At 42.0% G+C, this 23,999-nt stretch carries 22 protein-coding genes and 1 riboswitch; of the genes, 12 read left to right on the top strand and 10 right to left on the bottom strand.

What is annotated here, in order from left to right:
- Positions 1-5: 5 nt before the first annotated feature.
- Positions 6-1,001: a DUF2804 domain-containing protein gene (locus B2727_RS08395; RefSeq protein WP_033133868.1), complete on the bottom strand. Its 996-nt coding sequence runs from the start codon at positions 999-1,001 to the stop codon at positions 6-8.
- A gap of 214 nt (positions 1,002-1,215) precedes the next feature.
- On the opposite strand from B2727_RS08395, the gene B2727_RS08390 reads away from it, so the two are divergent.
- Positions 1,216-2,994: a bifunctional metallophosphatase/5'-nucleotidase gene (locus B2727_RS08390; protein ID WP_033133893.1), complete on the top strand. Its 1,779-nt coding sequence runs from the start codon at positions 1,216-1,218 to the stop codon at positions 2,992-2,994.
- A 61-nt stretch (positions 2,995-3,055) separates the two neighbouring features.
- On the opposite strand, the gene B2727_RS08385 is transcribed toward B2727_RS08390, so the two are convergent.
- From B2727_RS08385 to B2727_RS08375, 3 genes are read right to left on the bottom strand one after another with little or no spacing between them, the layout of a single operon-like run.
- Entirely contained in the window at positions 3,056-3,568 is a 513-nt protein-coding gene (locus B2727_RS08385) for a DUF1543 domain-containing protein (protein ID WP_033133867.1), read from the bottom strand.
- A 9-nt stretch (positions 3,569-3,577) separates the two neighbouring features.
- Positions 3,578-4,807 (bottom strand): tryptophan synthase subunit beta, encoded by a 1,230-nt coding sequence (gene trpB, locus B2727_RS08380; protein ID WP_005206155.1) that lies wholly within the window; start codon positions 4,805-4,807, stop codon positions 3,578-3,580.
- Positions 4,791-5,447: a phosphoribosylanthranilate isomerase gene (locus B2727_RS08375; RefSeq protein ID WP_033133866.1), complete on the bottom strand. Its 657-nt coding sequence runs from the start codon at positions 5,445-5,447 to the stop codon at positions 4,791-4,793. The genes trpB and B2727_RS08375 overlap by 17 nt, the downstream gene beginning before the upstream one ends.
- A gap of 119 nt (positions 5,448-5,566) precedes the next feature.
- Positions 5,567-5,780, top strand: a riboswitch (cobalamin riboswitch).
- 37 nt (positions 5,781-5,817) lie between these two features.
- Between B2727_RS08375 and B2727_RS08370 the strand changes: the two genes are divergently transcribed.
- From B2727_RS08370 to B2727_RS08360, 3 genes are all read left to right on the top strand, one after another.
- A complete protein-coding gene (locus tag B2727_RS08370) occupies positions 5,818-7,674 on the top strand; it encodes a TonB-dependent receptor plug domain-containing protein (RefSeq protein WP_004802793.1) in 1,857 nt (618 codons plus the stop codon).
- Between the two features lie 104 nt (positions 7,675-7,778).
- Positions 7,779-8,366, top strand: coding sequence for a cob(I)yrinic acid a,c-diamide adenosyltransferase (locus B2727_RS08365; RefSeq protein ID WP_005206161.1), 588 nt, complete (start codon positions 7,779-7,781; stop codon positions 8,364-8,366).
- A 23-nt stretch (positions 8,367-8,389) separates the two neighbouring features.
- A complete protein-coding gene (locus tag B2727_RS08360) occupies positions 8,390-9,106 on the top strand; it encodes a glycerophosphodiester phosphodiesterase (protein WP_005206163.1) in 717 nt (238 codons plus the stop codon).
- 36 nt (positions 9,107-9,142) lie between these two features.
- Here the strand turns inward: B2727_RS08360 and B2727_RS08355 are convergent, their stop codons facing one another.
- Positions 9,143-9,667 carry an META domain-containing protein gene (locus tag B2727_RS08355; protein WP_005206165.1) on the bottom strand — a complete coding sequence of 175 codons (525 nt, stop codon included), beginning with the start codon at positions 9,665-9,667 and terminating at the stop codon, positions 9,143-9,145.
- A 211-nt stretch (positions 9,668-9,878) separates the two neighbouring features.
- Here B2727_RS08355 and B2727_RS08350 point away from each other — a divergent pair, with 211 nt between their 5' ends.
- The 3 genes from B2727_RS08350 (at position 9,879) to B2727_RS08340 (ending at position 13,222) form a co-directional block, all read left to right on the top strand.
- Positions 9,879-11,048: an acyl-CoA desaturase gene (locus tag B2727_RS08350; RefSeq protein ID WP_005206167.1), complete on the top strand. Its 1,170-nt coding sequence runs from the start codon at positions 9,879-9,881 to the stop codon at positions 11,046-11,048.
- Positions 11,049-11,185: 137 nt separating this feature from the next.
- Positions 11,186-12,628, top strand: coding sequence for a protein adenylyltransferase SelO (locus B2727_RS08345; protein ID WP_033133865.1), 1,443 nt, complete (start codon positions 11,186-11,188; stop codon positions 12,626-12,628).
- A gap of 12 nt (positions 12,629-12,640) precedes the next feature.
- Positions 12,641-13,222 (top strand): L,D-transpeptidase family protein, encoded by a 582-nt coding sequence (locus B2727_RS08340; RefSeq protein WP_033133864.1) that lies wholly within the window; start codon positions 12,641-12,643, stop codon positions 13,220-13,222.
- Positions 13,223-13,859: 637 nt separating this feature from the next.
- Here B2727_RS08340 and B2727_RS08335 read toward each other — a convergent pair.
- Both B2727_RS08335 and baeS read right to left on the bottom strand, forming a co-directional pair.
- A complete protein-coding gene (locus tag B2727_RS08335) occupies positions 13,860-14,546 on the bottom strand; it encodes a response regulator (protein ID WP_004652437.1) in 687 nt (228 codons plus the stop codon).
- Between the two features lie 45 nt (positions 14,547-14,591).
- Positions 14,592-16,265, bottom strand: coding sequence for a sensor histidine kinase efflux regulator BaeS (gene baeS, locus B2727_RS08330; RefSeq protein ID WP_033133863.1), 1,674 nt, complete (start codon positions 16,263-16,265; stop codon positions 14,592-14,594).
- Between the two features lie 131 nt (positions 16,266-16,396).
- Between baeS and B2727_RS08325 the strand changes: the two genes are divergently transcribed.
- The 4 genes from B2727_RS08325 to B2727_RS08310 all read left to right on the top strand — a co-directional run bounded on the left by B2727_RS08325 (position 16,397) and on the right by B2727_RS08310 (position 21,449).
- A complete protein-coding gene (locus tag B2727_RS08325; RefSeq protein WP_033133862.1) occupies positions 16,397-16,771 on the top strand; it encodes a heavy-metal resistance in 375 nt (124 codons plus the stop codon).
- A 311-nt stretch (positions 16,772-17,082) separates the two neighbouring features.
- The gene (locus B2727_RS08320) at positions 17,083-18,885 is read left to right on the top strand and encodes an acyl-CoA dehydrogenase C-terminal domain-containing protein (protein ID WP_033133861.1); all 1,803 of its coding nucleotides are present in this window, start codon (positions 17,083-17,085) and stop codon (positions 18,883-18,885) included.
- Positions 18,886-19,047: 162 nt separating this feature from the next.
- Entirely contained in the window at positions 19,048-20,829 is a 1,782-nt protein-coding gene (locus tag B2727_RS08315) for an acyl-CoA dehydrogenase C-terminal domain-containing protein (RefSeq protein WP_004652441.1), read from the top strand.
- A 122-nt stretch (positions 20,830-20,951) separates the two neighbouring features.
- Positions 20,952-21,449 carry a phosphate-starvation-inducible protein PsiE gene (locus tag B2727_RS08310; RefSeq protein ID WP_005206182.1) on the top strand — a complete coding sequence of 166 codons (498 nt, stop codon included), beginning with the start codon at positions 20,952-20,954 and terminating at the stop codon, positions 21,447-21,449.
- A gap of 41 nt (positions 21,450-21,490) precedes the next feature.
- On the opposite strand, the gene B2727_RS08305 is transcribed toward B2727_RS08310, so the two are convergent.
- Together B2727_RS08305 and B2727_RS08300 are read right to left on the bottom strand one after the other, a co-directional pair.
- Complete coding sequence (locus B2727_RS08305; RefSeq protein ID WP_033133860.1) at positions 21,491-21,841, bottom strand: RcnB family protein; 351 nt, start codon at positions 21,839-21,841, stop codon at positions 21,491-21,493.
- A 153-nt stretch (positions 21,842-21,994) separates the two neighbouring features.
- Positions 21,995-22,486, bottom strand: a complete 492-nt coding sequence (locus B2727_RS08300; RefSeq protein ID WP_005322417.1) for an RcnB family protein — start codon at positions 22,484-22,486, stop codon at positions 21,995-21,997.
- 179 nt (positions 22,487-22,665) lie between these two features.
- Between B2727_RS08300 and B2727_RS08295 the strand changes: the two genes are divergently transcribed.
- Entirely contained in the window at positions 22,666-23,103 is a 438-nt protein-coding gene (locus B2727_RS08295; RefSeq protein WP_004802764.1) for a hypothetical protein, read from the top strand.
- Between the two features lie 85 nt (positions 23,104-23,188).
- Here B2727_RS08295 and B2727_RS08290 read toward each other — a convergent pair whose 3' ends face one another.
- A complete protein-coding gene (locus tag B2727_RS08290) occupies positions 23,189-23,998 on the bottom strand; it encodes a hypothetical protein (protein ID WP_033133859.1) in 810 nt (269 codons plus the stop codon).
- Position 23,999 lies beyond the last annotated feature (1 nt).

The following is a 23,999-nucleotide window of genomic DNA, read 5'->3' as shown; positions in this document are numbered from 1 at the left end:
ACTAGCTACCACTTCGCATAATGCTGTTCTAACAAACCATATTCATTATCTAATGACACCAATTCAACCTGTTCATGAGCAACCGTCCCACTAACTTTGGCTTGCCATTGATTAAATTGGCTGCCGATCAACCGTAAATTAATATTTTCAAAACGACACCAGCCTGTTTTCACCATCAAATTCAAACATCCACCCAAAGAACGAATCGACCAAGTGTTTTCATTTTGCTGTTCAAATAAAACATCCGTCAGTGGAAACAAACGACCATTCACCCATAAGGCATTTTCATTACCAAAACTTTCATTGACTCCTGAAGCCAGATTAAGGCCAATCCGACGGTCCTGCGCATCACGGAACTGGCAAGACAACCAAAACCAAGCTGTTTCAGGGCGCAAAAAACCACAGGTATCATCCAAAGCCGCAAGGCTATGGGCATTAAATTCAATCTGTTGTCGATCTGGGCTGATAAAGAATCCCTCAACCGCCAATGTGGTTTGCTTCTGGGTATAAGTCCAGCCATTAATTCCCGTTGGGCTACACAAACTTAAGGCATCCGTGCCCGCACAAAAAATTCGGGCCTTCAGTTGTACTTCACCATGTTTGGTCACTTGGATATAGCGCACCCCATTGGCATGCTGCATATCGAATTGATAAGCCGATTTTTTAAACGAACTTTGGCTAAATAAGGGCTGTTCATCCAATTGGGTCTTTAGAGCCAATGGCTGAATCGCATTCCACTCAATCACTTTCTCTGATTGATGGTCGTAGACATAGAAAAAACCATGCCCTGCCCAAGACAAATCAACAATCGCAACCCCAATACTGTAGTGCTCATGCTGCAAACCACAGAATTTAAATTTTTTATATTTAAGTTGTTTGCGCCAGCCTGTTAGCACCTGCCCAAAAGGCGTTTTATAAATATAGTCGTCCAGATTAATCCGCGAAGGGACTTGCTCAAAACGTCCGTAACGCGGTTGACCATTGGCTTGTATCAAATCCATTTTATATTCCATGATTGCTAGGTCGCATCTACGCCCATAATAGACTGTAAGTGATCAAATTTACTACTATTTTTATATAAATAACTGCAACGAAATTCACATTTTACCGGATAAATCCAAGCCCTTAATGGACTTTTTTAGCTCACAATTTCATCAAATATTCATACAGACCTTTTATTTTAAAAAACAATCTTATACCACTCGATCAAAAACCATGATGACTCAACGACTATTAAAAGCAAACGTGCTCTGTCTCATGATGCTTGCTTTAACAGCTTGTAACGACAATGATGACAATAACGAGACACCGACCGTTGAACGTAAAAATCAGAATATCAACATTCTCGCCTTCAATGATTTTCACGGTAATTTAGAACCACCAAAACGTTTCATTGAAGCAGATGATCCAACTGATAACAGTAAAACCGTACGTATTCCTGTTGGTGGAGTCAGTTATTTTGCTGACGCAATTAAAAAGCTACGTGCGCAATATCCAAACAATGCAGTGGTTTCAGCAGGCGACTTGATTAGTGCTTCACCACTCACGTCCTCGTTGTTCTTGGACGAACCCACTATTGAAGCCATGAATGATATTCAGATTGATTTCAATGCCGTTGGTAATCATGAGTTTGACCGCGGGACAGATGAATTACGTCGTTTGCAAAATGGTGGCTGTCAGCAATATACCAGTGCAAAACCCTGCCAGATCAATCCAAAATTTGAGGGGGCCAAATTCAATTTCTTGGCTGCCAATGTCTCAATGAAGGCTGATCCCAAGAAAACCTTGTTCCCTGCTTATAAAGTCAAAACCTATGGTGGCATTCCAGTGGCCTTTATTGGCATGACTCTGAAAGCGACACCAAGCATCGTATCCGCGGCGGGCATCAAAGATGTCGATTTCCATGACGAAGCAGATACTGTGAATGCCTTGATTCCTGAGTTAAAAAAACAAGGGATTGAAGCGATTGTGGTGGTGGTGCATGAAGGTGTTGCACCTAGTACCAAGTTTAATAAAAAAACCTGTGATGGCCTCAGTGGCCCATTACTCGGTATCCTCGATCGCTTAGATCCTGCAGTCGATGTGGTGGTTTCTGGCCACACGCATCAGTCTTATATCTGTGACTATGCCACTAAGAATCCACAAAAACCGTTCTTACTTACTTCTGCGGGCCAATACGGCACAGCCATTACCAATATTCAGTTAGAACTGGATGGTAAAACAGGTGATGTGATTAAGAAGGATGCCAAACAAGTTCCAATTCAAAGTGAAGCTTATACCTCTGGTACAACCACAGTGAACTTGACGGATCTATACGAAAAATTTAATAAAACCCCAAGCATTGAGGCGATTCTGGATAAATATCGTCAGGCCGTCACCACCATTTCAGCCCGTGTGGTCGGTACAGCCAATGCTGTGATTAATCGTAATGCCACCGAAAGTGGTGAAAGTCCACTCGGAAACTTAATTGCTGATGCACAACAAGCCATGGCACTCGCAGCAAGTAATCAAGGTTCTGACTTTACCCTGATGAATCCGGGGGGTGTTCGTGCCGACTTATTGGTGAATAGCAGCAATCAGATCACCTTTGGTGATGTCTTTACCGTACAGCCTTTTGGTAATTCAATTGTGACGCTGAGTCTAACAGGTAAACAGATCCGTGACGTGTTAGAACAGCAATGGTCTGGTGCAAACGCAGCCACAGTTCGTATCTTACAGCCATCAAAAGAGTTCAGTTATTCGTATAAGAAAGACAACTCGACTTCACCACGCGCCAGCAATATCTTGGTTGCAGGACAATCGCTGAATGATAGTAAGGTTTATCGTGTGACGGTCAACAGTTTCCTTGCTGATGGTGGTGATAACTTCACGGTATTAAAAGAAGGTAAAAATCCAGTCGGTGGCGGACAAGATATCGATGCCTTAGAAAAATATGTGGTGCAATACTCACCGCTGAATGCACCGAAAACCGATCGAATTAAATTGATTCCTTAACTACATACGCAATAAAAAAACAGGGAAGCAATTGCTTCCCTGTTTTCATTTTATCTGTCGATTAATCCAAGGTCAGATAAGTATTTTCCCAAATTGTTGGGCTAAACTCACCTTGAACTAAATGGATATAACGCCCTGCAACATGATCAATTGGAATACAATCATCGACATCCACCACACGATCGGTATGCGGTTTATGCCAATCTTGTTCGATAAATTGTTTACCCAACTGTTTTGCAATCACAGCATCTGGTGCAAGCACCAAATGATAGCTATGTAATTCACCAAAAGTATTCAGTGAATATCCACCTAAGTTGATCAAATATAATTTTTCATCCAAAGCCGACGGTGCGGCATCGGAAAACTGAATTTGATAATTCACACCTTGTGATTGAACACCTGAAATCTGTGCCCAAGCATCGATATGTAAGCCTTTGGATTCGCCAAACCAAGCTTGTTTGAGCTGAGGTATGACTTCAGACAATGATTCACCTATTGCCATTACCACATCATGGACTTCGGTATTGGCTCTAGCATGTCGGCCACCCAACATCACCATAAACAAACTTGGCATTGTAAAAACTTACATCTCGACCATTTCAACGCCATCAATACGCGCAACCGTCATCAAGTCTTTATCACCACGGCCTGAAACGGTTGCAATAATGATTTGATCTTTCGACATGGTTGGCGCGAGTTTCGTGACATAAGCCATCGCATGTGAACTTTCAAGCGCAGGAATAATCCCTTCGATTTGAGTGAGATCACGGAAACCTTGTAATGCTTCATCATCATTGATTGGCACATATTCAACACGGTTCATGTCTTTCAGGAAACTATGCTCAGGCCCAACACCTGGATAGTCCAGACCCGCTGAAATACTATGTGTTTCAATGATCTGACCTTGCTCATCAGACATCAAATAGGTACGGTTGCCATGTAACACCCCCACATGGCCTGCATTTAATGGCGCAGAGTGTTTACCTGTTTCGATGCCATAACCTGCAGCTTCAACACCGTACATTTTCACGTCTTGATCATTCAGGAATGGATAGAACAAGCCCATCGCATTTGAACCACCACCTACACAAGCCACAAGAGCATCAGGTAAACGCCCTGCTTGTTGCTGGATTTGTTGACGCGCTTCACGACCAATAATTGACTGGAAATCGCGAACAAGCTGCGGATATGGATGTGGGCCAGCCACCGTACCAATCACATAATAGGTGCTATCCACATTGGTGACCCAATCACGCATTGCTTCGTTCATGGCATCTTTCAAAGTTTTTGAACCGCTTTGTACTGGCACCACCGTTGCACCCAACAAACGCATACGGTAGACATTCATAGCCTGACGTTTCACGTCTTCAGCACCCATGTACACCACGCATTCCATGCCTAAACGTGCTGCAATGGTTGCGGTCGCCACACCATGCTGACCCGCGCCTGTTTCCGCAATAATACGCTTTTTACCCGATAGCTTTGCCAATAAAGCCTGACCAATCGTGTTATTGACCTTGTGCGAACCAGTATGATTCAAGTCTTCACGTTTCAGGTAAATTTGCGCACCGCCGAGGTGCTGAGACCATCGTTCAGCATAATAAAGTGGACTAGGACGACCAACATAGAACGCAAGATCACGGTCAAACTCTGCCAAGAATTGAGCATCATTCTTCATACGACCATAAAGACTTTCGAGGTCTTCAAGTGCAGCCATCAGCGTTTCTGATACAAAACGTCCACCATGAATACCGAAATGCCCTTGAGCATCTGGAAACTGGGTGTAGTCAATCACGTTATTTTGCTGATCCACGTTGGACTCCTTGCATAAATTTTTCAATCAGTTGTTGGTCTTTTATACCTTTTGCGGACTCGACGCCTCCGCTGACATCTACAGCAAATGCCGCTGTAGTATCAATAGCTTCACTGACATTTTCAGGGGTCAACCCACCTGCCAAAATGAGTGGAATATCTAGTTGGGGAAATTGGGTCCAGTCAAAACTATGCCCTGTGCCACCTTTCAATTCAGGATGCCATGCATCTAACAAGACTGCACTGGCTCCCGCTGCTTGATAGCGCTTGATTTCAGCCACAATATCTAAATCGGGTTTGACTTGAATGGCCTTATACCAACGGCGTTTACAGTGTGCTGCAATTAATTGACATTGTTCTGGCGTTTCATCGCCATGTAGTTGTAATACATCTAAAGGAACGGAATCAAGCACCGTTTGGATTTCTTCAGCACTGGCATTTACAAATAAGCCGACCAACTGCACATAAGCTGGTACCAGCTTTGCCAAGCTTTGGGCTTGTTCAATACTGACATGTCGTGGACTGGGTGGAAAAAACACAAAACCAATCGCATCTGCCCCTGCTTCTACAACGGCGTGGATATCTTGTGCTCGGGTAATTCCACAAATCTTGGCGCGGGTTCGCATTTGGCTTTGGCGCATGAGCTGTCCAATTTAAACTGAATATTTTTGAAACTCTCGCATTGTAATGCAATTTGACTTGCTTTGGGCAAAGTTCATTCGGAAATGCAATTGTTTAAAAAACGTTAACACTTTATACTTTGCGTAATCTTGCAACAAGTCTAAAGCAAATTCTTTTGTTTATAGGGAAGTTGGTGTAAATCCAACACTGCCCTCGCAACGGTAACACCGAATCACTCATCTCAGCTCAACGCCAAATCACTGCATCGGTATGATGTGGGAAGATGATGAGTAACATCATTCATTTGATGATTATAGTGAAGTCCGGAGACCTGCTTGTTGTTTATTTCCACATTATCATTCACGACGGGTGAATGTCTGGAGCGACATCATGTCTACTGTTTTTCAACCGACTCGTTTAGTTGGTGCTATCGCTATTGCGATGGGGTTTTCTTCACCTGCTTTTGCTCAAGATCAATCAAGCGATAAAACTGCGACGCTAGATACAATTGTTGTGACAGCATCTCGTACTGAACAAAAAATCAGTGAAGTTCCTGCGCGAATCAATATTATTGAACCTAAGATTCTGGAACAATCACCAATCGCTTCGTTACCCCAGTTATTACAAACTGATGCTTCAATCAATATGGTACAAACTGGTGGCTATGGGCAAGCTGCTTCTATTTTTTTACGTGGTACAAATTCGAATCACACGTTGCTTTTAAGAGATGGTGTTCGTCTAAACTCAAATACTTCTGGCGCAGCATCACTCCCATTTATTGATACCACAGATATTAAACAGATCGAAGTTCTCAAAGGCCCAGCCTCTGTTTTATATGGCGCTGATGCAATTGGTGGTGTGGTACAGCTGATTTCCAAAACACCTGAAAAAACATCAGCTTTTGTAACAGGCGAAATTGGTGAAAATAAAACCTATAAATCTGTTATTGGTGCAGATCTGGCTGAAAATGGTTTTTATGCTCAAATTCGTGGACAACGTTTAGAAACAGATGGTACGCCTGTTACTGACGCAAAAGACAATAAAAAAGCGAGCTTTGATCAAAAAGGCTATAGTGCAAAAGTTGGCATTGATAAAGCGCAATATGCAGCTTCGGTTGACTATAGCGAGAACCAAGGTTATAGCGATTACGATAATTACGGTAACTTAGTTTCTCAAGACTTTAAAAACGAGGCTATCAATGTAAAAGGTCGCCTCAATGTTTTAGATAACCTTGCAGTGCATGCTCGTCTTTCACAATATAAAGATAATATTGATCAAAATACTTCTTCAGATTACGTACATAGTACAACTCAGGAAGCTGAACTTTACACAAAATGGCAAATAACGCCTGCCCAAAATATTTTAGTTGGTTCAACCTTTAAAGATATTAAAGGCGATGTCTACTCAAAAAATCTATACGGTGGACAAGACGTCAAATATAAAGAATCCGTAGATACCATTGGCTATTTTGCTCAACACCAATATCAGCACAATGGCTTAGACACCCAAGTGGGTATTCGTGTTGAAGATAATGATAAGTTTGGTACTCATACCGTTGGCCAAGGGGCTATTCGCTACCAAGTATTACCCCTTACAAGTGTATATGCCAATGTAGGTTCTGCCTTCCGTGCACCAACGACCAATGACTTATATGCCTTATCATGGGGTGCAAATCCTGATTTAAAACCAGAAGAAAGCTTTTCTTATGAAATCGGTGTAGATCAAAAGTTAAACTACAACATCGACTTAGGCTTATCTATTTATCGCAATAAAGTGGATAACCTCATTAGTTTTCAAGCAGGCAAGTTGATCAATGTTAATAAAGCAACTTTTACTGGTGGCGAAGCTTCATTTAAATGGCAGCAAGATGAACTCTTTTTAAGTACAACTTATGCTTATGTACAAGCAAAAGATGATGAAACCAAAAAAGATCTAACTCGTCGCCCACGTCAAAGCCTGACCCTTACAACAGGATGGGATGATGGAGAATATGGTGTTTCGGCTTCTGTTGTTGCGAAATCAAATTCAAAAGATTTTGCAGATTGGCCATCAACAACACCAACAACTACCCCTGGCTATGTCACCACGAATGTAAATGTGTATTGGCAACCTATCCCAATGATCAAACTCTTTGCAAACATTGAGAACATTGGTGATGTAAATTATAAAACTGCTTATAACGGTAACGGCGTGTACTACATCAACGGTGGACGTCAAGCCTCTGCAGGTGTCACATTCCGTTATTAATCGCGTGATAAAATAATAAAAAATATTTTCTTAACTCCAGTTTCGGGGTAATGTTCTGACCGACATTATCCCCTTTTTATTTTCAGGATCAGAGAAACAGAACTATGGGACATCGTTTAAGTAAAATCTATACCCGTACAGGCGACTCAGGTACAACTGGCCTAGGGGATGGTTCACGCGTTGCCAAAGATGATTTACGTATTGCTGCACTCGGTGATGTTGATGAACTGAATGCAACCATTGGCGTGCTTCGCGCACAAATCAGCGCCAGCAAAATTGAAAATAAAGTGCACTGGGACAAAAGCTTAAGCCTGATTCAGCATTGGTTATTCGATTTAGGTGGCGAAGTGTGTATTCCAAACTATCATTTACTGCAGCCTGTGAGCATTGAATTTCTGGAAAAAGAAATCGATCACATGAATGAATCTCTGCCAATGTTAAAAGACTTCATTTTGCCATCAGGCACTCTAGCTTGTAGTTATGCACATCAGGCCCGTGCAGTGTGCCGTCGTGCCGAACGTGCTTTATTGTCTGTACACAATCGTGACCAAAATATTCAGGCAACCGCATTACAATTACTCAATCGCTTATCGGACTGGTTGTTCGTTGCTTCCCGTGCCTTGCAACGTGCTGAAGGTGGTAGCGAAGTGCTATGGCAAAAGAATATTAATGACAGTATTGATCAAGCATAATTTTTCAATAAAGGCAGAAACAAATGCGAATTATTGGTCATCGTGGTGCGCGTGGTGAAGCCCCTGAAAATACCTTAGGCGGCTTTCGTTATCTGCATGATTTAGGTGTACGTGCCGTTGAATTTGATGTGCGTCAACTGAAAGATGACCACTTGGTGGTGATTCATGATGATGATTTTGTCCGTACCGCGGGTCGTTCACAACAGGTAGAAAACTGTAGCTTAGTTGAAGCTCAGCAATTCGATCACCGCCATCAATGGCAGGCATGGGCCTTTGAAGAATACACACCAAGCCTGTTACATGTTTTAGACTGTCTCACTGACTTTGAGCATATCGAAATTGAAATTAAAGCGGTTGCAGATGAAGCAGCGGCTGAACGTTTGGTCTATCAACTGCATCAAGATTTAAAAGGTTTTGAAGCAACCGCGACCATTACCAGTTTTGATGTCAAAATCTTGGCAGCATTACAGCAACATCAGAGCCATTTTAAACGTGGACTATTGGTGGAAATCCCCATTGGGGAATATGCAATCGAACTGGCGCAGCAATATAGCTGCTGTCAAATTGGCTGGGGAGATGCCTTGGCAACAGATGAGATTATTCAACGTACCCAACAGGCCAATCTTGAGATTAGTGTCTGGACAGTGAATGAAGTTGAACGTGCCAAACATCTTCAGCAATTGGGCATTCAAGGTTTGATTACCGATGTACCCACCACGATGTTACAGCATTTGACGTAAGCAAAAGGCGGAATAAATTCCGCCTTTTTTATTTTATTATTTACGTTGCGCCTGAATAAGACGTTGCCCTTTAGCATCTAATAAATATAAGTTTGCCCCATCCAACTGAAAACGCTCAACCCGCTGAATTGCATCCATCAAGTCGGCCTCTTGTGCTAGAGCACGATTACAACTCTGATGTTGTGCCATCACATCAAAATCCAGTATGCGTTGAGTGAAATCATATTTATAGCGACCATAAATATTGTTGCATCCTGTATGACCTGTCACCATTTTTGAGACAGAGTTGAGTAAGAAACTTGGATACTGATTAAAGAACAATGCTCGCTTGCCCTGAATCGTTGTAATCTGCCATTCGATATCCTGAACACCATCTGTACTCTTACGCACTTGCATCGCTGGTGGTTGAACAACTCGCTTAGGTTGCAGGGTGCTTTTGGACGCAGGTTTTGGCTGGCTTTGGCAAGCCGCAAGCATGACCGCAGCAGAGAATATTAAAGTTTTGTTAAAAAATGCCTTCAAAGAAAAAATGGGATTTTTCATGGTAATTTGCTCAGACATTGATTTATTTCACCTTTTAATTCATTGATTAATTTTACAAATGAATTCTGTTACTGTTCTTTCGATACAACTGTAGAATAATGCTAGTGCTAATTGATTTGGACATGCTAATATCAGTGATAAAATAGCAATATATCGTCATGATTGGTTTTGCTATCTCGTTTAGTTTTATTATCTTGTGCAAACAAGGTTTTTAGGAGCGCTGACGGATATGACTTCCGCCCCACTCAAAAAAGCACCCATTAACTGGACTGCTAGCATTACCTTAATTGGAACACCAATTCTTGCTGCTATATTAATTCCTTTGTACGCCTATTATTATGATTTTAGTGTAAGTGCATGGGTGAGTATGATTTTCCTATTGGCACTCAGTAGCCTAGGAATTACAGCAGGTTATCACCGTCTATGGGCACATCGTGCTTATGAGGCAGCATTACCGCTTAAAATCTTACTCATGATTGGCGGCACCTTTGCTGTTCAAAACAGTATTTTGTTCTGGGCTTCAGGTCACCGTACCCATCACCGCCATGTCGATGATGTTGATGAAGATCCATATTCAATCAAACGTGGCTTTTGGTATGCCCATTTAGGTTGGATGATTCGCGATCACTCCCCATCTAAACCAGATTTTAAAAATGCACCTGATTTGATGAATGACAAATTAGTGATGTTCCAACACAACTACTATGTGCCAATGGTGATTGCAGTTCACGTTGGTGTATTAGGCTTGATTGGTTGGGCGACAGGCGATATCTGGGGTGTAATTTTACTTGGTGGTTTATTACGTTTGATCATCAGCCATCACGTTACTTTCTTTATCAACTCACTGTGTCATATGTGGGGTAAACGTCCTTATACTGATGAAAATACGGCGCGAGACAACTTCGTGTTAGCTATTTTCACTTGGGGTGAGGGTTATCATAACTACCACCACATTTTCCAATACGATTACCGTAATGGTGTGAAATGGTGGCAATATGACCCAACCAAATGGTTGATCTGGACCAGCTCTAAACTTGGTTTAGCAAAAAACCTACGTCGTATTCCTAGCTTTAATATCAAAAAAGCAGAGCTTGCGATGAAGTTCAAATATGCGGAACGTGACTTGGCGATTTATGGTCATGATGTCAATACTGACATCGTGCAAATGAAACAACGTATTGCACAAGAATATGAAGCTTTCACCCATACTTTAAATGATTGGGCTAAGCTAAAAGAACAAGAGCTTCAAGCGAAAAAAGCAGCGATGGCTGAGAAAATTCATCAGATGGATCACAAACTGAAAGTTGATTTCCAACTGCTTGAACATCGCTTAAGTCACCATCGTGAATGTTTAGAAACCTTGATGCGTAATATCAAAAAAGCGCCAGTTTCTGAATAACGAAATACCTACCGAAAATGGTCTCAAGAGAGGCCATTTTTTATGCCTGTTCATCTACCTTTCCCCTTCCTTAGGATTCCCCATTTCACACTAATTTTTGCTATAGTCATGATTCAGCTCTCTCTGATGTTTCAGTTATGCAATTCAATCCCCGCTATGCTTCCCTCAATCCTAAGCTCTATCACCAACAGCAGCCAAGTCCATTGCGTGGTGCCAAAGCAGGTCATTTCAATGAAGCTTTAGCAGATGAATTGCAATGGAGCGAAGAAGATAAAGCCAACTGGGTTGAAATTTGTAGCGGACAAAAAACCTTTGCTGAATTCACCCCACTCGCTATGGTTTATGCAGGGCATCAGTTTGGACAATGGGCTGGACAACTCGGTGATGGCCGCGGTTTGTTGATCGGGCAAATCCTAAATAAACAAGGTGAAACGATTGATCTACATCTCAAAGGTGCAGGTTCAACTCCCTACTCGCGTATGGGTGATGGCCGTGCTGTGCTGCGTTCGGTGATTCGTGAATATCTAGCTGGACATGCGTTAAATGCTTTGGGTGTTGCATCAAGTCATGCGGTTGGTTTTACCAGTTCGACACAAGGCGTACAGCGCGAAACCCTAGAGCTGGGTGCGATGCTATTACGTACCTCCGAATGTCATATTCGTTTGGGGCATTTTGAGTGGATCAATCAATATGCACCTGAACTTTTGGCTAAATTCACTCAGAAATGTATTGAATGGCATTATCCAGAATGCCTGAACGCTGAAAATCCAATTCTGTCTTTCGCAGAAGCCGTGATTGAGCGAACCGCGATCATGATTGCTAAATGGCAATTGGTTGGCTTTGCGCATGGTGTCATGAATACCGACAATCTTAATATTACCGGTTCAACACTCGACTTTGGCCCTTACGGTTTTATGGAACGTTTCCGCCCGAATTGGATTAACAACCATTCAGACTATCAAGGGCGTTATACCTATCAAAATCAACCGAGTATTGGTCATTGGAATCTTTGGACATGGCTGAATAATTTAATTCCGTTGGCGAGCACAGAAAATAAAGAACAATTCAAACTCGATTTAGCAGCATGTTTAGAAAAGTTTGAGCCAACTTTCTTAGCTCATTATGGGCAAGGCCTATGCCAGAAAATGGGTCTACCCGATTTTCATAAGGACAGTCTAGATTGTAGTTTTGCCTTCCTTGGTATTTTGCAAACCGAGCAGTTAGATTACACGCAAAGTTTTCTTCGTTTGCAGCAACAAGATTACAAAGCATTAAGAGATGACTGTATTCATATACAACAGTTTGATGACTTCCTAACACGCTATCAAAATATCCGACAACATCAAGATACTAATGCCTTGGATGAGATCATGCAGCAGGTCAATCCACAGTATATTCTGCGCAATCATATGGCGCAGAAAGCCATTGAACTTGCAGAACGTGGTGACTTTAATGAGGTTGATCGTTTGTTTAAGTTGTTGAATCAACCCTATCAAAAACAACCTGATTTAGAAACTGAACAGGATACTGGGCCATTACCAAGCGATGTAGCTGAAATTTCCGTCAGCTGTTCATCTTAGAAGAAGAAATCTATGAAAATTGGACTGATGATCGGATGTGCGATTTTAATCCTGTTATTGGGGCTGGCTTATTCCCAGTATGGTAAGTTCATCCCAACATTGGGATCAGCACATCAGCCTCTTTCAGACCATGAAATACAACAGCTTCAACAAAACAAACCTGTGACTTCAATTGAAGTGTTTAAAAGCCAGCGCATTTTGCAATTGAAACACCAACAGGAAGTCATTCGCAGCTATCCAATCCGTTTAGGCTTTGATCCAATCGGGCACAAACAGTTTGAAGGTGATGGCAAAACACCCGAAGGGACTTATTCTATCGATTGGCGAAATCCTCAAAGTGCTTACTATAAGTCTTTGCATATCTCCTATCCAAATAAAATCGATCGCGCCTATGCCCAACAGCATAATCGATCTGCGGGTGGTGATGTGATGATTCATGGCACTGTGCCAACACGAGCCACATCCGTTCCTGCAAGTGCAACTTATATGCCACGTAAAGACTGGACACTGGGCTGTATTGCGGTGACCAACTCAGATATGGATGAAATATGGCTATTGGTCTCTGACCATACCCCTATTATTATTCACCCATGATGAGATAACCGTTCAGGTTGGTTTTGCGGATAAAGGCGGTGATTAAACTGCACAAGGCTTATGCAGAGGATAACTTTATCATCTGAAATCAGTCACAGTTCACCGTCACAACACATCACAAGCAATTGTAAAGTAATGTAAAATTTCTCTACTTCTAAAAAGCGGATACTTAAGTTATCACCCGAAAAGAAGATAATTTCGACAAAAGCTTTGCGAAACTATCCACATTTTCTGTGGATAACGCTGTGGTTATCCACAGGATAAAAGTTTTTGTAATTCCTCATCCCTTCTTATCATCAAGATCCATCTAATTTCAGCTTTACTATACGAAGGAAAAGAGACGAACTCATCCGTAGAAACTATTCCATATTTTCTTGGATATGAGCCGCGTTGAAGCGGCGCAAGGGCGACTATAGCAGTGCAAGGCGTTGAAGCGGCGCAAGGGGTAGCCACAGGATAAAACTTTTACACCCTCTCATCTATTGTCATCCATCAAGCCTCATCTTATTTCAGCCACACAATGCGAACAAAAACGATGCGCTATTTAAGAAAACTCATCCGTAATTTCTTAAGGATGAGTTCGATGTAAAACAGAATAAGGCCGACCAAAACAGCGCAGCTATAAACAAAGAATTATTTATTCATCAGGATATTCAAAACGATACCCCACCCCATACACCGCCTGAATCCATTCATGACGATTGCCCGTATCGGCTGCCTCTGAAATTTTACGGCGTAGGTTTTTAATATGGCTATCGATTACACGATCCGCCACATCAAAACTATCTGGGTTAATATGATCGAGTAGCTGTGCACGAGAATAAACCTGACCCAAGTGCTCCAAGAACAACTCTAATAAACGGAACTCAGTAGGGGTCAAAGTCAGTGCTTTTTGTTGATACCAAATACGTTGCTGTGCTTTATCAATACGGAATAAATCATTTTGTTCAGGCTCTGCTTTACGCTCTAAACGACGTAATACTGCTTGTACACGGGCAACCAATTCTTTTGGGCTGAATGGCTTACAGATATAGTCATCTGCTCCCATATTCAAACCTAAAACGCGGTCAATTTCTTCAGTACGCGCGGTGACCATAATAATCGGTAGATCAGACTGTTCACGGACTTTACGGCAAATGGTCAAGCCATCCATGCGTGGCACCATCAAGTCCAAAATCATCAAACTCGGTTTACGTTGCTGAAACTGGGTATAAGCATCCTGACCATCATGAAACATACTGACTTCAAAACCAGCAGCTTCTAAATAATCACGAACCAACTGTGCGAGTTCAACCTCATCTTCAACCAACATAATATGTTTCATGGTTTTCATCCTATCCATCATCCTCAACACAAGAGGATCTAAAAATTATTGAATTGATTTTGGGAAAGTCAGGACACAACGTAATCCACCTAATGGTGAATGATCGAAAGTCAATGAACCACCTAAAGCTTGTGCCAACTTACACGACAAGGCCAAACCTAGACCTGTACCACCCGTACTGCGTGTACGCGAATCATCGACACGATAGAAACGTTCACCTAAACGTGCCAGTTGTTCATCATTTAAGCCCAATGGACTATCATCTACATACATTATCCATTGTTGCTCATCTTGTTGAGTGTGAATCTGTATTTTTCCACCTTGTTCGGTGTAACGAACACAGTTCCCTAACAGATTGACGATAATCTGTTTAAAGCGATCCCGATCTAAAGATAGGATTGCCCCTGCTCCGGACAATGTCACTTCAAGCTGGTTTTGCTCAAACGTCGATTTAAAATTATCAACTTCTTGCAGTACCACATCCCACGGATTAACCTCAGCAAAATAGCATTTCAACTGTTGTGCATCGGCCTGTGCCAAATCTGCCAAGTCTTGGGTTAACTTCTTCAAGGTACTGACCTGACGCATCATGGCATTCAGGTGTTCAGGCGTCGCCTTACGAATCCCGTCCTGCATCGCTTCAATCTGTGCCTGCAATACCGCCAAAGGTGTTTTCAATTCATGTGAGGTATCGGATACCCATTGACGACGAGATTCTTCATGCTGATGTAAAATATCAGCCAAATGATTCAGTTGATTGGATAAGTCACCGAGTTCATCATTACGTTTAATCATCACTTGGTGTTGATAATTGCCTCGGGTCAGTTCTAAAGTTGCTTTTAATAAACGTTGAATCGGTTTTTTAAAATAAGTGGCCATCAACAATGCTGCAACCAAACTTGAAAGTACCGTTAAAGCATAGACCAACAGCAAATATCGTTTTTGATTACTAAAGAAATTGATACTGGATGCATCATCTTGATCCAGTACTGGCTTTAATCCGAGGTAACCGACCACCTTCTCGTCAACGACAATGGGGCGGAACGAAATTTGGTCCGTTGCAGGTTCACCCACAATAAACTGCTGATTCTCATCGTATAAAGACAGTCGTGAGCTCAAACCTAAACGATCAGGAATCGAGACAAAGCGCTTTTTGCCCTGCTCAGCAGGTGCAGCATTGAGTTTACTGTCCTGTTTATCTTGTTTACTATCCGTCTTTAAACGAAATTGACGTGGACTTAAAGGAAAGCGTAAACCTTCAAAAGGTTGATACTCCGAAGGTAAATTCTGTTTGAGAATTTTTAATTCTTCATCATTAAATATCTGCCGATTTTTGATCTCGACATTATTTTGCGCCAGCGTTGGAGACAGGCTAAGTAAGGTATGGTCATTAAAATAACGTTGTTGTAAGGCAATATCATACTGACGGCGCAACCACCACTGAGACAGGCGATCATAGTCATCGGGTGCTGCCGTGCCTTCAATTTGCAGAATCTGCGCCTGAATTGCATTGCCCCAGTCATGATAAACCGTATAGACGTTGCCTAAATTGGCAATCAAACGGTCTAGCTTCTGCATTTCCACATCGGCCACATAACGCGCAAAGTTCTTTTGCATGGTCCAATGCAAAATCCCCAAGCTAATCGTTGCGATCAACAAGGTGGTCAGTAATACCGTTAAAAACAGGCGTAAGGCTAAGGGCACGCGGCGAACATTCAAAAGCAGATTCTCAATAGTGTTCTATTTGTGGATTGTAACCAACATGGTCGAAAAAAACTCTCCATTGTTTCTTCATCTTTATTATCTAATCTTTAACCATCGAATCACAACTGATCATGCTGGATAAAACAATGAACAAGACAAAAATCGTATTGATGACCACCCTACTCGGTTCTGTTTTAGGTTTGGCTGCTTGTCAGTCAACCACACCAGCGGAACAGTTAATGGATCGTGACCATCACCGCCATAATATGCAACGTGCACCACTTACACCAGAACAACGTGCTGAATGGCAAGCCAAACGTGAACAGCGTTTAGAGCAACGCGAACAAATGCGCCAAGAACATCAAGCACAACGTGCCCAGATTGAGCAAGCCTGTCAAGGAAAGCGTGTTGGAGAACGCGTGAATGTTCAATGGAATAAGCGTGTAATTGAAGGCACCTGTGAAGTTCGTTTTACCCCAGATAAATCACAGTTCAAACGCCAAGCCAACGCAACCACTTAATTTCCCTGTTCCTCATCGGCGCTTTTTAAGCGCCTTTTTTTATGGCCAAAGCATATTCACTTTTAAGTACACAGCTGCTTACGATTTTACCGCTGCAGTTTCACTCAAAAGCCCAAAAAGCACCTACAATCTAAACGCTTAAACAGGTTGAACCATAAACTTTGACTTCACAGTCACTAAGAAATGACCTGCAAAAGCTTGTACCGAACTATAACTTGTTGCACGATTAGCAGTACAAAATGGTGCTGTTGGGCACATTTATCATTGACTAAGATTATAACTCTGGTTTAACCAGTATTGAGGAACCCGCTATGCCACAATACAAAGCACCCTTACGTGATATGCAGTTCGTATTGCACGAATTATTAAATGCTGAAGCACATTACGCGAAACTTCCTGCATTTCAAGACACTGTAAGCCGTGAATTGGTTGATCAATATTTAGAAGCAGCGGCTGATTTCTGCGAAAACGAACTTTCTCCTTTAAACCAAGTCGGCGACCGTGAAGGTTGTACTTGGAATGACGGTGTTGTAACAACACCTACAGGCTTTAAAGAAGCGTATCAAAAATATATCGAACTTGGCTTCCCATCTCTTTCTGCTGATGAAGAATTTGGCGGTCAAGCATTACCAAACTCTTTAGGGATCTCTATCTCTGAAATGGTGGGTACTGCAAACTGGTCATGGGGCATGTACCCTGGTCTTTCTCACGGTGCGGTTCGTACTTTAGAACATCACGGTTCTGATGAGCAAAAGAACACTTACTTGCCAAACCTTGTTTCAGGTGTTTGGACAGGGACCATGTGCTTAACTGAATCTCATGCAGGTTCTGACTTAGGTATCATCCGTTCTAAAGCAGAACCAAATGCTGACGGTAGTTACGCAATCTCTGGCGAGAAAATCTTTATCTCTGCTGGTGAACATGACATGGCTGAGAACATCATCCATATCGTACTTGCACGTTTACCAGGTGCGCCAAAAGGCACTAAAGGGATCTCTTTATTCATCGTACCTAAATTCCACGTCAATGCTGATGGTTCAGTTGGCGAGCGTAATGCAGTACGTTGTGGTTCAATCGAACACAAAATGGGTATCCATGGTAACGCAACCTGTGTCATTAACTTTGACCAAGCAAAAGGTTACTTGATCGGACCTGAAAACCGTGGCTTAAACTGCATGTTCACCTTCATGAACACAGCACGTATCGGTACAGCGGTTCAAGGTTTATCTGCATCTGAATCTTCTTTCCAAGGCGCTTTAGCGTATGCGAAAGATCGTTTGGCAATGCGTTCTCTTTCTGGTCCTAAAGCACCTGAAAAAGAAGCTGATCCAATTATTGTTCACCCAGCTGTTCGTAACATGCTTTTAACGCAAAAATCATTTGCTGAAGGCGGTCGTGCGTTGGTTTACTTATTGGCTCAATATGCAGATATCGTTGAAAAAGGCGAAACTGAAGAAGAGCGTAAATTTGCTGACAACATCTTGTCTTTGTTAACACCAATTGCAAAAGCATTCTTAACTGAAACAGGTTCTGAATCTGCGAAGCACGGTGTACAAGTATTTGGTGGTCACGGCTTCATTTCTGAACACGGTATGGAACAAATCGTACGTGATACACGTATTGCTTGCTTATACGAAGGTACCACTGAGATTCAAGCACTTGACTTGTTAGGTCGTAAAGTCTTGCAAACTCAAGGTGCGATGTTGAAAGACTTCACCAAGATCATCCATAAATTTGTTGAAGCAAACAAAGACAATGCTGCAATGCAAGAGTTCATTGCGCCATTGGCTGCTGCAAACAAAGAATGGGGCGATATCACCATGCAAATCGGTATGCGTGCAATGCAAAACCCAGATGAAGTGGGTGCAGCTGCGGTTGACTACTTATACTTCTCTGGTTATGTAACGCTTGCTTACTTATGGGCACGCATGGCACTTGTTGCTCAAGAGAAATTAGCTGAAGGTTCAACTGAAGTTGACTTCTACAATGCAAAAGTGACCACTGCTCGCTTCTACTTCAAGAAGATCTTGCCACGTATTCGCTCACATGTAGACGTACTTTCAACTGGCGTTGCGCCATTGTTTGAACTTGATGCGGAACACTTCGCTTTCTAAACATAGTTTAGAATGAGATGCAACGTTCATCACAGAAAAAGGACTGGTCAGTTTTGACCGTCCTTTTTTTGTTTAATCAATGCTAAATTTATACGATTCAATTTATTTGTTCGTTTTATTTGATCACTTTGCACATGAAACGGTGCGTAGAAGGGAACGATTATGCCAATTTACAATGCTCCTTTAGCAGACATGAAATTCATCTTAAATGATGTATTTAAAGCAGAACAATTTTGGCAGTCTAATGAGAAACTGGCTCATGTAGATGCCGCAACAGCTGAAGCAATTTTAGAAGAAATGGCGAAGTTTGCCCAAAACGTGACACATCCGTTAAACCGTACGGGTGATGAAGAAGGTGCACGTTGGGAAAATGGTGAAGTTTTCACCCCAGCAGGTTTCAAAGAAGCATTCCGTCAATACGCTGATGGCGGCTGGATCGGCTTAGGTGCTGATGAAGAATGGGGCGGTCAGGCAATGCCAAAAATGCTGACTGTACTGTCTGATGAAATGTTATTCGCGACCAACCCTTCATTCATGCTCTACCCGCTGCTATCTGTAGGTGCAGGTATGGCGTTAAACAGCTATGCATCACAAGAGCAAAAAGAAACCTATTTACCTAAAATCTACTCTGGCGAATGGTCAGGTACGATGTGCTTAACTGAACCCCATGCAGGTACAGATTTAGGTATTATCAAAACTAAAGCTGAACGCAATGAAGATGGTACGTATAACATTACCGGTACTAAAATCTTCATCACCGGTGGTGATAACGATCTAGCTGAAAACATCATTCATCTTGTGCTTGCGAAGACACCTGATGCTCCTGCGGGTTCACGTGGTATCTCGTTATTCATCGTTCCAAAATTCCTGTTAAATGAAGATGGTTCTTTAGGTGAGCGCAACCCTGTTGGTCCTGGTTCAATCGAACACAAAATGGGTATCAAGGCATCTGCTACTTGCGTGATGAACTTTGATGGCGCCAAAGGCTACCTCGTGGGTAAAGAAAACGAAGGTCTTGCTGCAATGTTCGTGATGATGAACTACGAACGTTTATCGATGGGTATTCAAGGTCTGGGCGCTTCTGAATTTGCGTATCAAAATGCAGCACAATACGCAACTGACCGTTTGCAAGGCCGTAGCGCAGCAGGCGTTCAATCACCAAATAAACCAGCAGACAGCATTTTAGTGCACGGTGATGTACGTCGTATGTTGCTCAACGTACGTGCGAATAATGAAGCATCACGTGCATTTGCTGTTTATGTCGGTCAACAGTTAGACATCACTAAATTCTCGACTGATGCAGAAGCTGTGAAGCAAGCGAACAACCGTGTTGCACTGTTAACACCAATCGCAAAAGCTTACCTCACTGATACTGCATTCCAAGCAACCTTAGATGCACAAATGGTGTTTGGTGGTCACGGTTATATCCGTGAATGGGGTATGGAACAATGTATCCGTGATCTTCGTATTGCTCAAATTTACGAAGGGACTAACGGTGTTCAGTCTCAAGATTTAATTGGTCGTAAAACCATTAAATGTGGCGGCGCATTCATTGCTGAGTACATCACTGAAATCCGTGACTTTGCCAATGACCTAGACACAGACTTGAACTTCATTAAAGATGCAACATTAGATGCTGCAACTGAAATCGAAGCAATCACGCAGTTCATCATTGAGCAAGCAGCTGAAAATGTTGACTTCCCGAACTCAGCTGCGGTTGACTACTTACATGCAGTAGGCTTACTCAGCTTTGCCTATATGTTTGCAAAAATCGCTGCTGCTGCAAAAGACAAATCTGGTGATTTCTACCAAAACAAAATTGCATTAGCACAATACTTTGTAGACCGTATCTTGCCTGAATTAGATGCGCGTTTAGCGAAAATCAAAGCAGGTTCTGACTTGATCATGAACTTCAGCGAAGATTACTTCACCAACCAAGCTTAATTTTGGCGTGATGTTAAAAACTGCCTCAATCATTTGGTTGAGGCAGTTTTTTTATCGCTATAATCAAATCAGCATAAAACTTGCATAACATTCTAATGATCATGTTGAGAATATAAATCGCTATGTCGAACTCTAAAGAGAAACTTGAAGGCTTACCTCGCCTACTTGATCGCTTCGGTCACTACGCGGTTGAAGCCTTTCATTATTTAGCCTTATTTATTATCGGCTGTATGATTGCATGGTCAGCCGTACATACCGTGATTGAAATTCTAACGGTAAAACAGTACGCCACCATTGATGATATCTTACTGTTGTTTATCTATTTAGAATTAGGCGCGATGGTGGGGATTTACTTCAAGACCAATCACATGCCGGTGCGTTTTTTGATTTATGTCGCGATTACTGCACTCACCCGCCTGTTGATTGCCGATATTCAGCACAATCATAAAGCTTCTATGGATTTGGTGATTACCACAGGTTCGATCTTGATTTTAGCGGTGGCGATTTTGGTGGTCCGATTTGCGTCATGGAACTACCCTTCTGTGATTCGGGGCAAGGATCAAGAACAACAATTGCCTTCCAACAAAACACCTCGACCACAAGATGACGAACTAGCATAAATAAAAAAGCAGGCATATGGCCTGCTTTTTTATTGCATCTGCTATGCAACTCGGAAAACACGATATTTCGAGTCCACCAACACATATTTACCCTGTACCTGCATCCAGTTATAGCCACGAGGTGGTTCATATAAACGATGGTTCCGATAGTTAGAAACCACATAGCGGTTACTACGGAATTCTGAGGGTAAACGCTCACCGCGCTTGAAATTAATGCGTTGACCATAATGATTACCACGATCGCCATTTGACCAACGCGGCTGTTCACGATGATCATAGCGGTTATCGTAGCGATCTCTATGATCATGATTCCAACGATTTGAATCTGCCATAGCTGAGGCAGAAACACCCAGCATAAGTGTTGATACCAGTAATACTGCGGTCTTCTTCATTCTTTAATCCTCTGTTTTTCGATCTGAAATCAGATTAAGAAAAACTCAAGGAGAAAGCATGAATAAAACTCGCAACATTGCAAAGCTTTGTAATGAATAGCGAGAAATTATGGAGAATCCTCGAGAGATTAAATTTTAGAAAACCATCAAAAATCAGCGAATAATCTCAATGGTAAAATTATCATCAGTCACTAAAAGATAACGTCCATCCACGACAACCCAATGTCTGCCACGTGGGGGTTCACGTAAGGAATAATAATCCCAGTCCCGAACCACATAACGCTCACTGCGGAACTCACCCGGTAATTCATTGCCCACCACAAAAGACTCACGGCGATAGCTGCGGTCATATTGCGTATCTGGATAATATTCGACACGGACACCCGGTCGATGATTCGGATGAGGATAATAGTTATTTTGATTGGGTTGATAGTAGTAACCTTTCGGTGGCGCTGTCGGTGTATAACGCTGATTCGAAAAAGCAAATGGATCTTGTGCTGGCGGCTGATAGGCAGGAGTCGTCTGATGAGAGGAGCGGCGTTCTACCCCACTATAGCCACTCCAAGCATTGTCGGCATAGCTCATCACTGGGAGATAGCTCAATACAGCTGCCAAGCCATAAATATAAGGTTGAAATTGCTTCATCGTGATCTCCCTAAAAGCAGAGTATCTGTCTATTTTAGAATAAAAATTCAGCGCCACTGTTGTAATAATATTTTTTCAGATTAGCTGTTGAATTCCCAAGATAAACAGCAGCGAGCTACAGCTCCGCCGAGATATGCTAAAATCATTTTTTTGGTTTTAAGGCAACATCTGTGGCTGAAATGAATTTTGATCGTCTCTATCAATTCTTCTGTAAAGTGCCAAGCGTGCAAGAAGCGCGTATTGTTGCACATGGCGCAGATGGTCAACACGCATGGTGGTTTAAATTTAATATTGATGTTGAACATCCGTTGGCATGGCAAACCGTTCAAGAACTTGGACATGTACTCAATTATTTATCCACCAATGAGCGTTTACCGACTCAGTTCTTCCCAGTGTCTCCACCACCCTATATGAACGGTGAAGCCAAAGATTTTTTGGCTTGGGTCATTCAGTGCAATCATCCAGAATTCACTCCAGATGTGGTCTGTGACTGGCTAGAAGCACGCTTACCGAATCCTGTGGATGATGAAAGTCAGTGGAAAATCAAAACCGATTTAAGTGAACTCGAGCAAATGGCTGATAAGGATTTAGATCAATTGATTCCTCCAAGCCCTTAATTTTTTTTCTTGAGGATGTAGGTCTTTCAACAAGCTGAATCGCAAATAAACATCCACATTCAGCTTGTTGAACTCTCGTTATGAATCACGATAAGTCATAACCCAAATATTCTTGTGGGGATTCTGAATAAGGTAAAATCAGATAATCATTTTTTAAAATCAGGTCTTTCATTGCCTTTTGATGAGCAAAATCTAAAGGATAAATCAAAGCCAAATCCTGAATTAAATCATTCATCTTTTCAGCTTTAAAATCTGGGGTTTTAGTCCATCCCAATAAGGCTGCTCCAAGTCCGATAAATTCGAAGCCATAGTGCTGCATTTTCTGAATCAGCGCATAATTCTCGAAGGGATCAAAATCACAAGAAAAATAGCCATTTGGTAGCATCGCCAGTTTCAAAGCTTCAGTTTCAATATCAGCCACTTTAACTGCGATAACACTGTCTAATGAAATCAATAGATGTTGATTGAAATAAAGCAGTGCTTCTAAGTCATTTTCATCATAATGCTGCATTTTTTCAGCTAGGCTTTCAAAACGCTGCTGCTGTGCGGGATCATTCAACTGTTGAAGATAATGCTGCAATTGCTTTGGAACACAAACATTTTGATAAGTTTGCTCCCACCGTGGATCATTGACTTCAATTCCCTTGAGGTCGTCACTAAAATCGACATACAGACGGTCATCCTCGACCGCATGCATCGAAGTATATTTTGCTTGTGCGGCGTCATCTAAAACTAGAAACACTTTTTTAGGATAAACATCTTGTTTAAGGGAGCGATAACATTCTAAGAGTTCTGCCCAACTTTGAATTTCAACAATATCTGCATAATGATTAAATTGATGTACCTCTAAATCAATCTGCTCATTCTGTCTAATATTCAGTTTAATTTTCGCCATT

The sequence above is a fragment of the Acinetobacter sp. UBA991 genome (assembly GCF_002292065.1).
Lineage (GTDB): Bacteria > Pseudomonadota > Gammaproteobacteria > Pseudomonadales > Moraxellaceae > Acinetobacter > Acinetobacter higginsii.
This window is presented reverse-complemented; position numbering and strand designations above follow the sequence as displayed.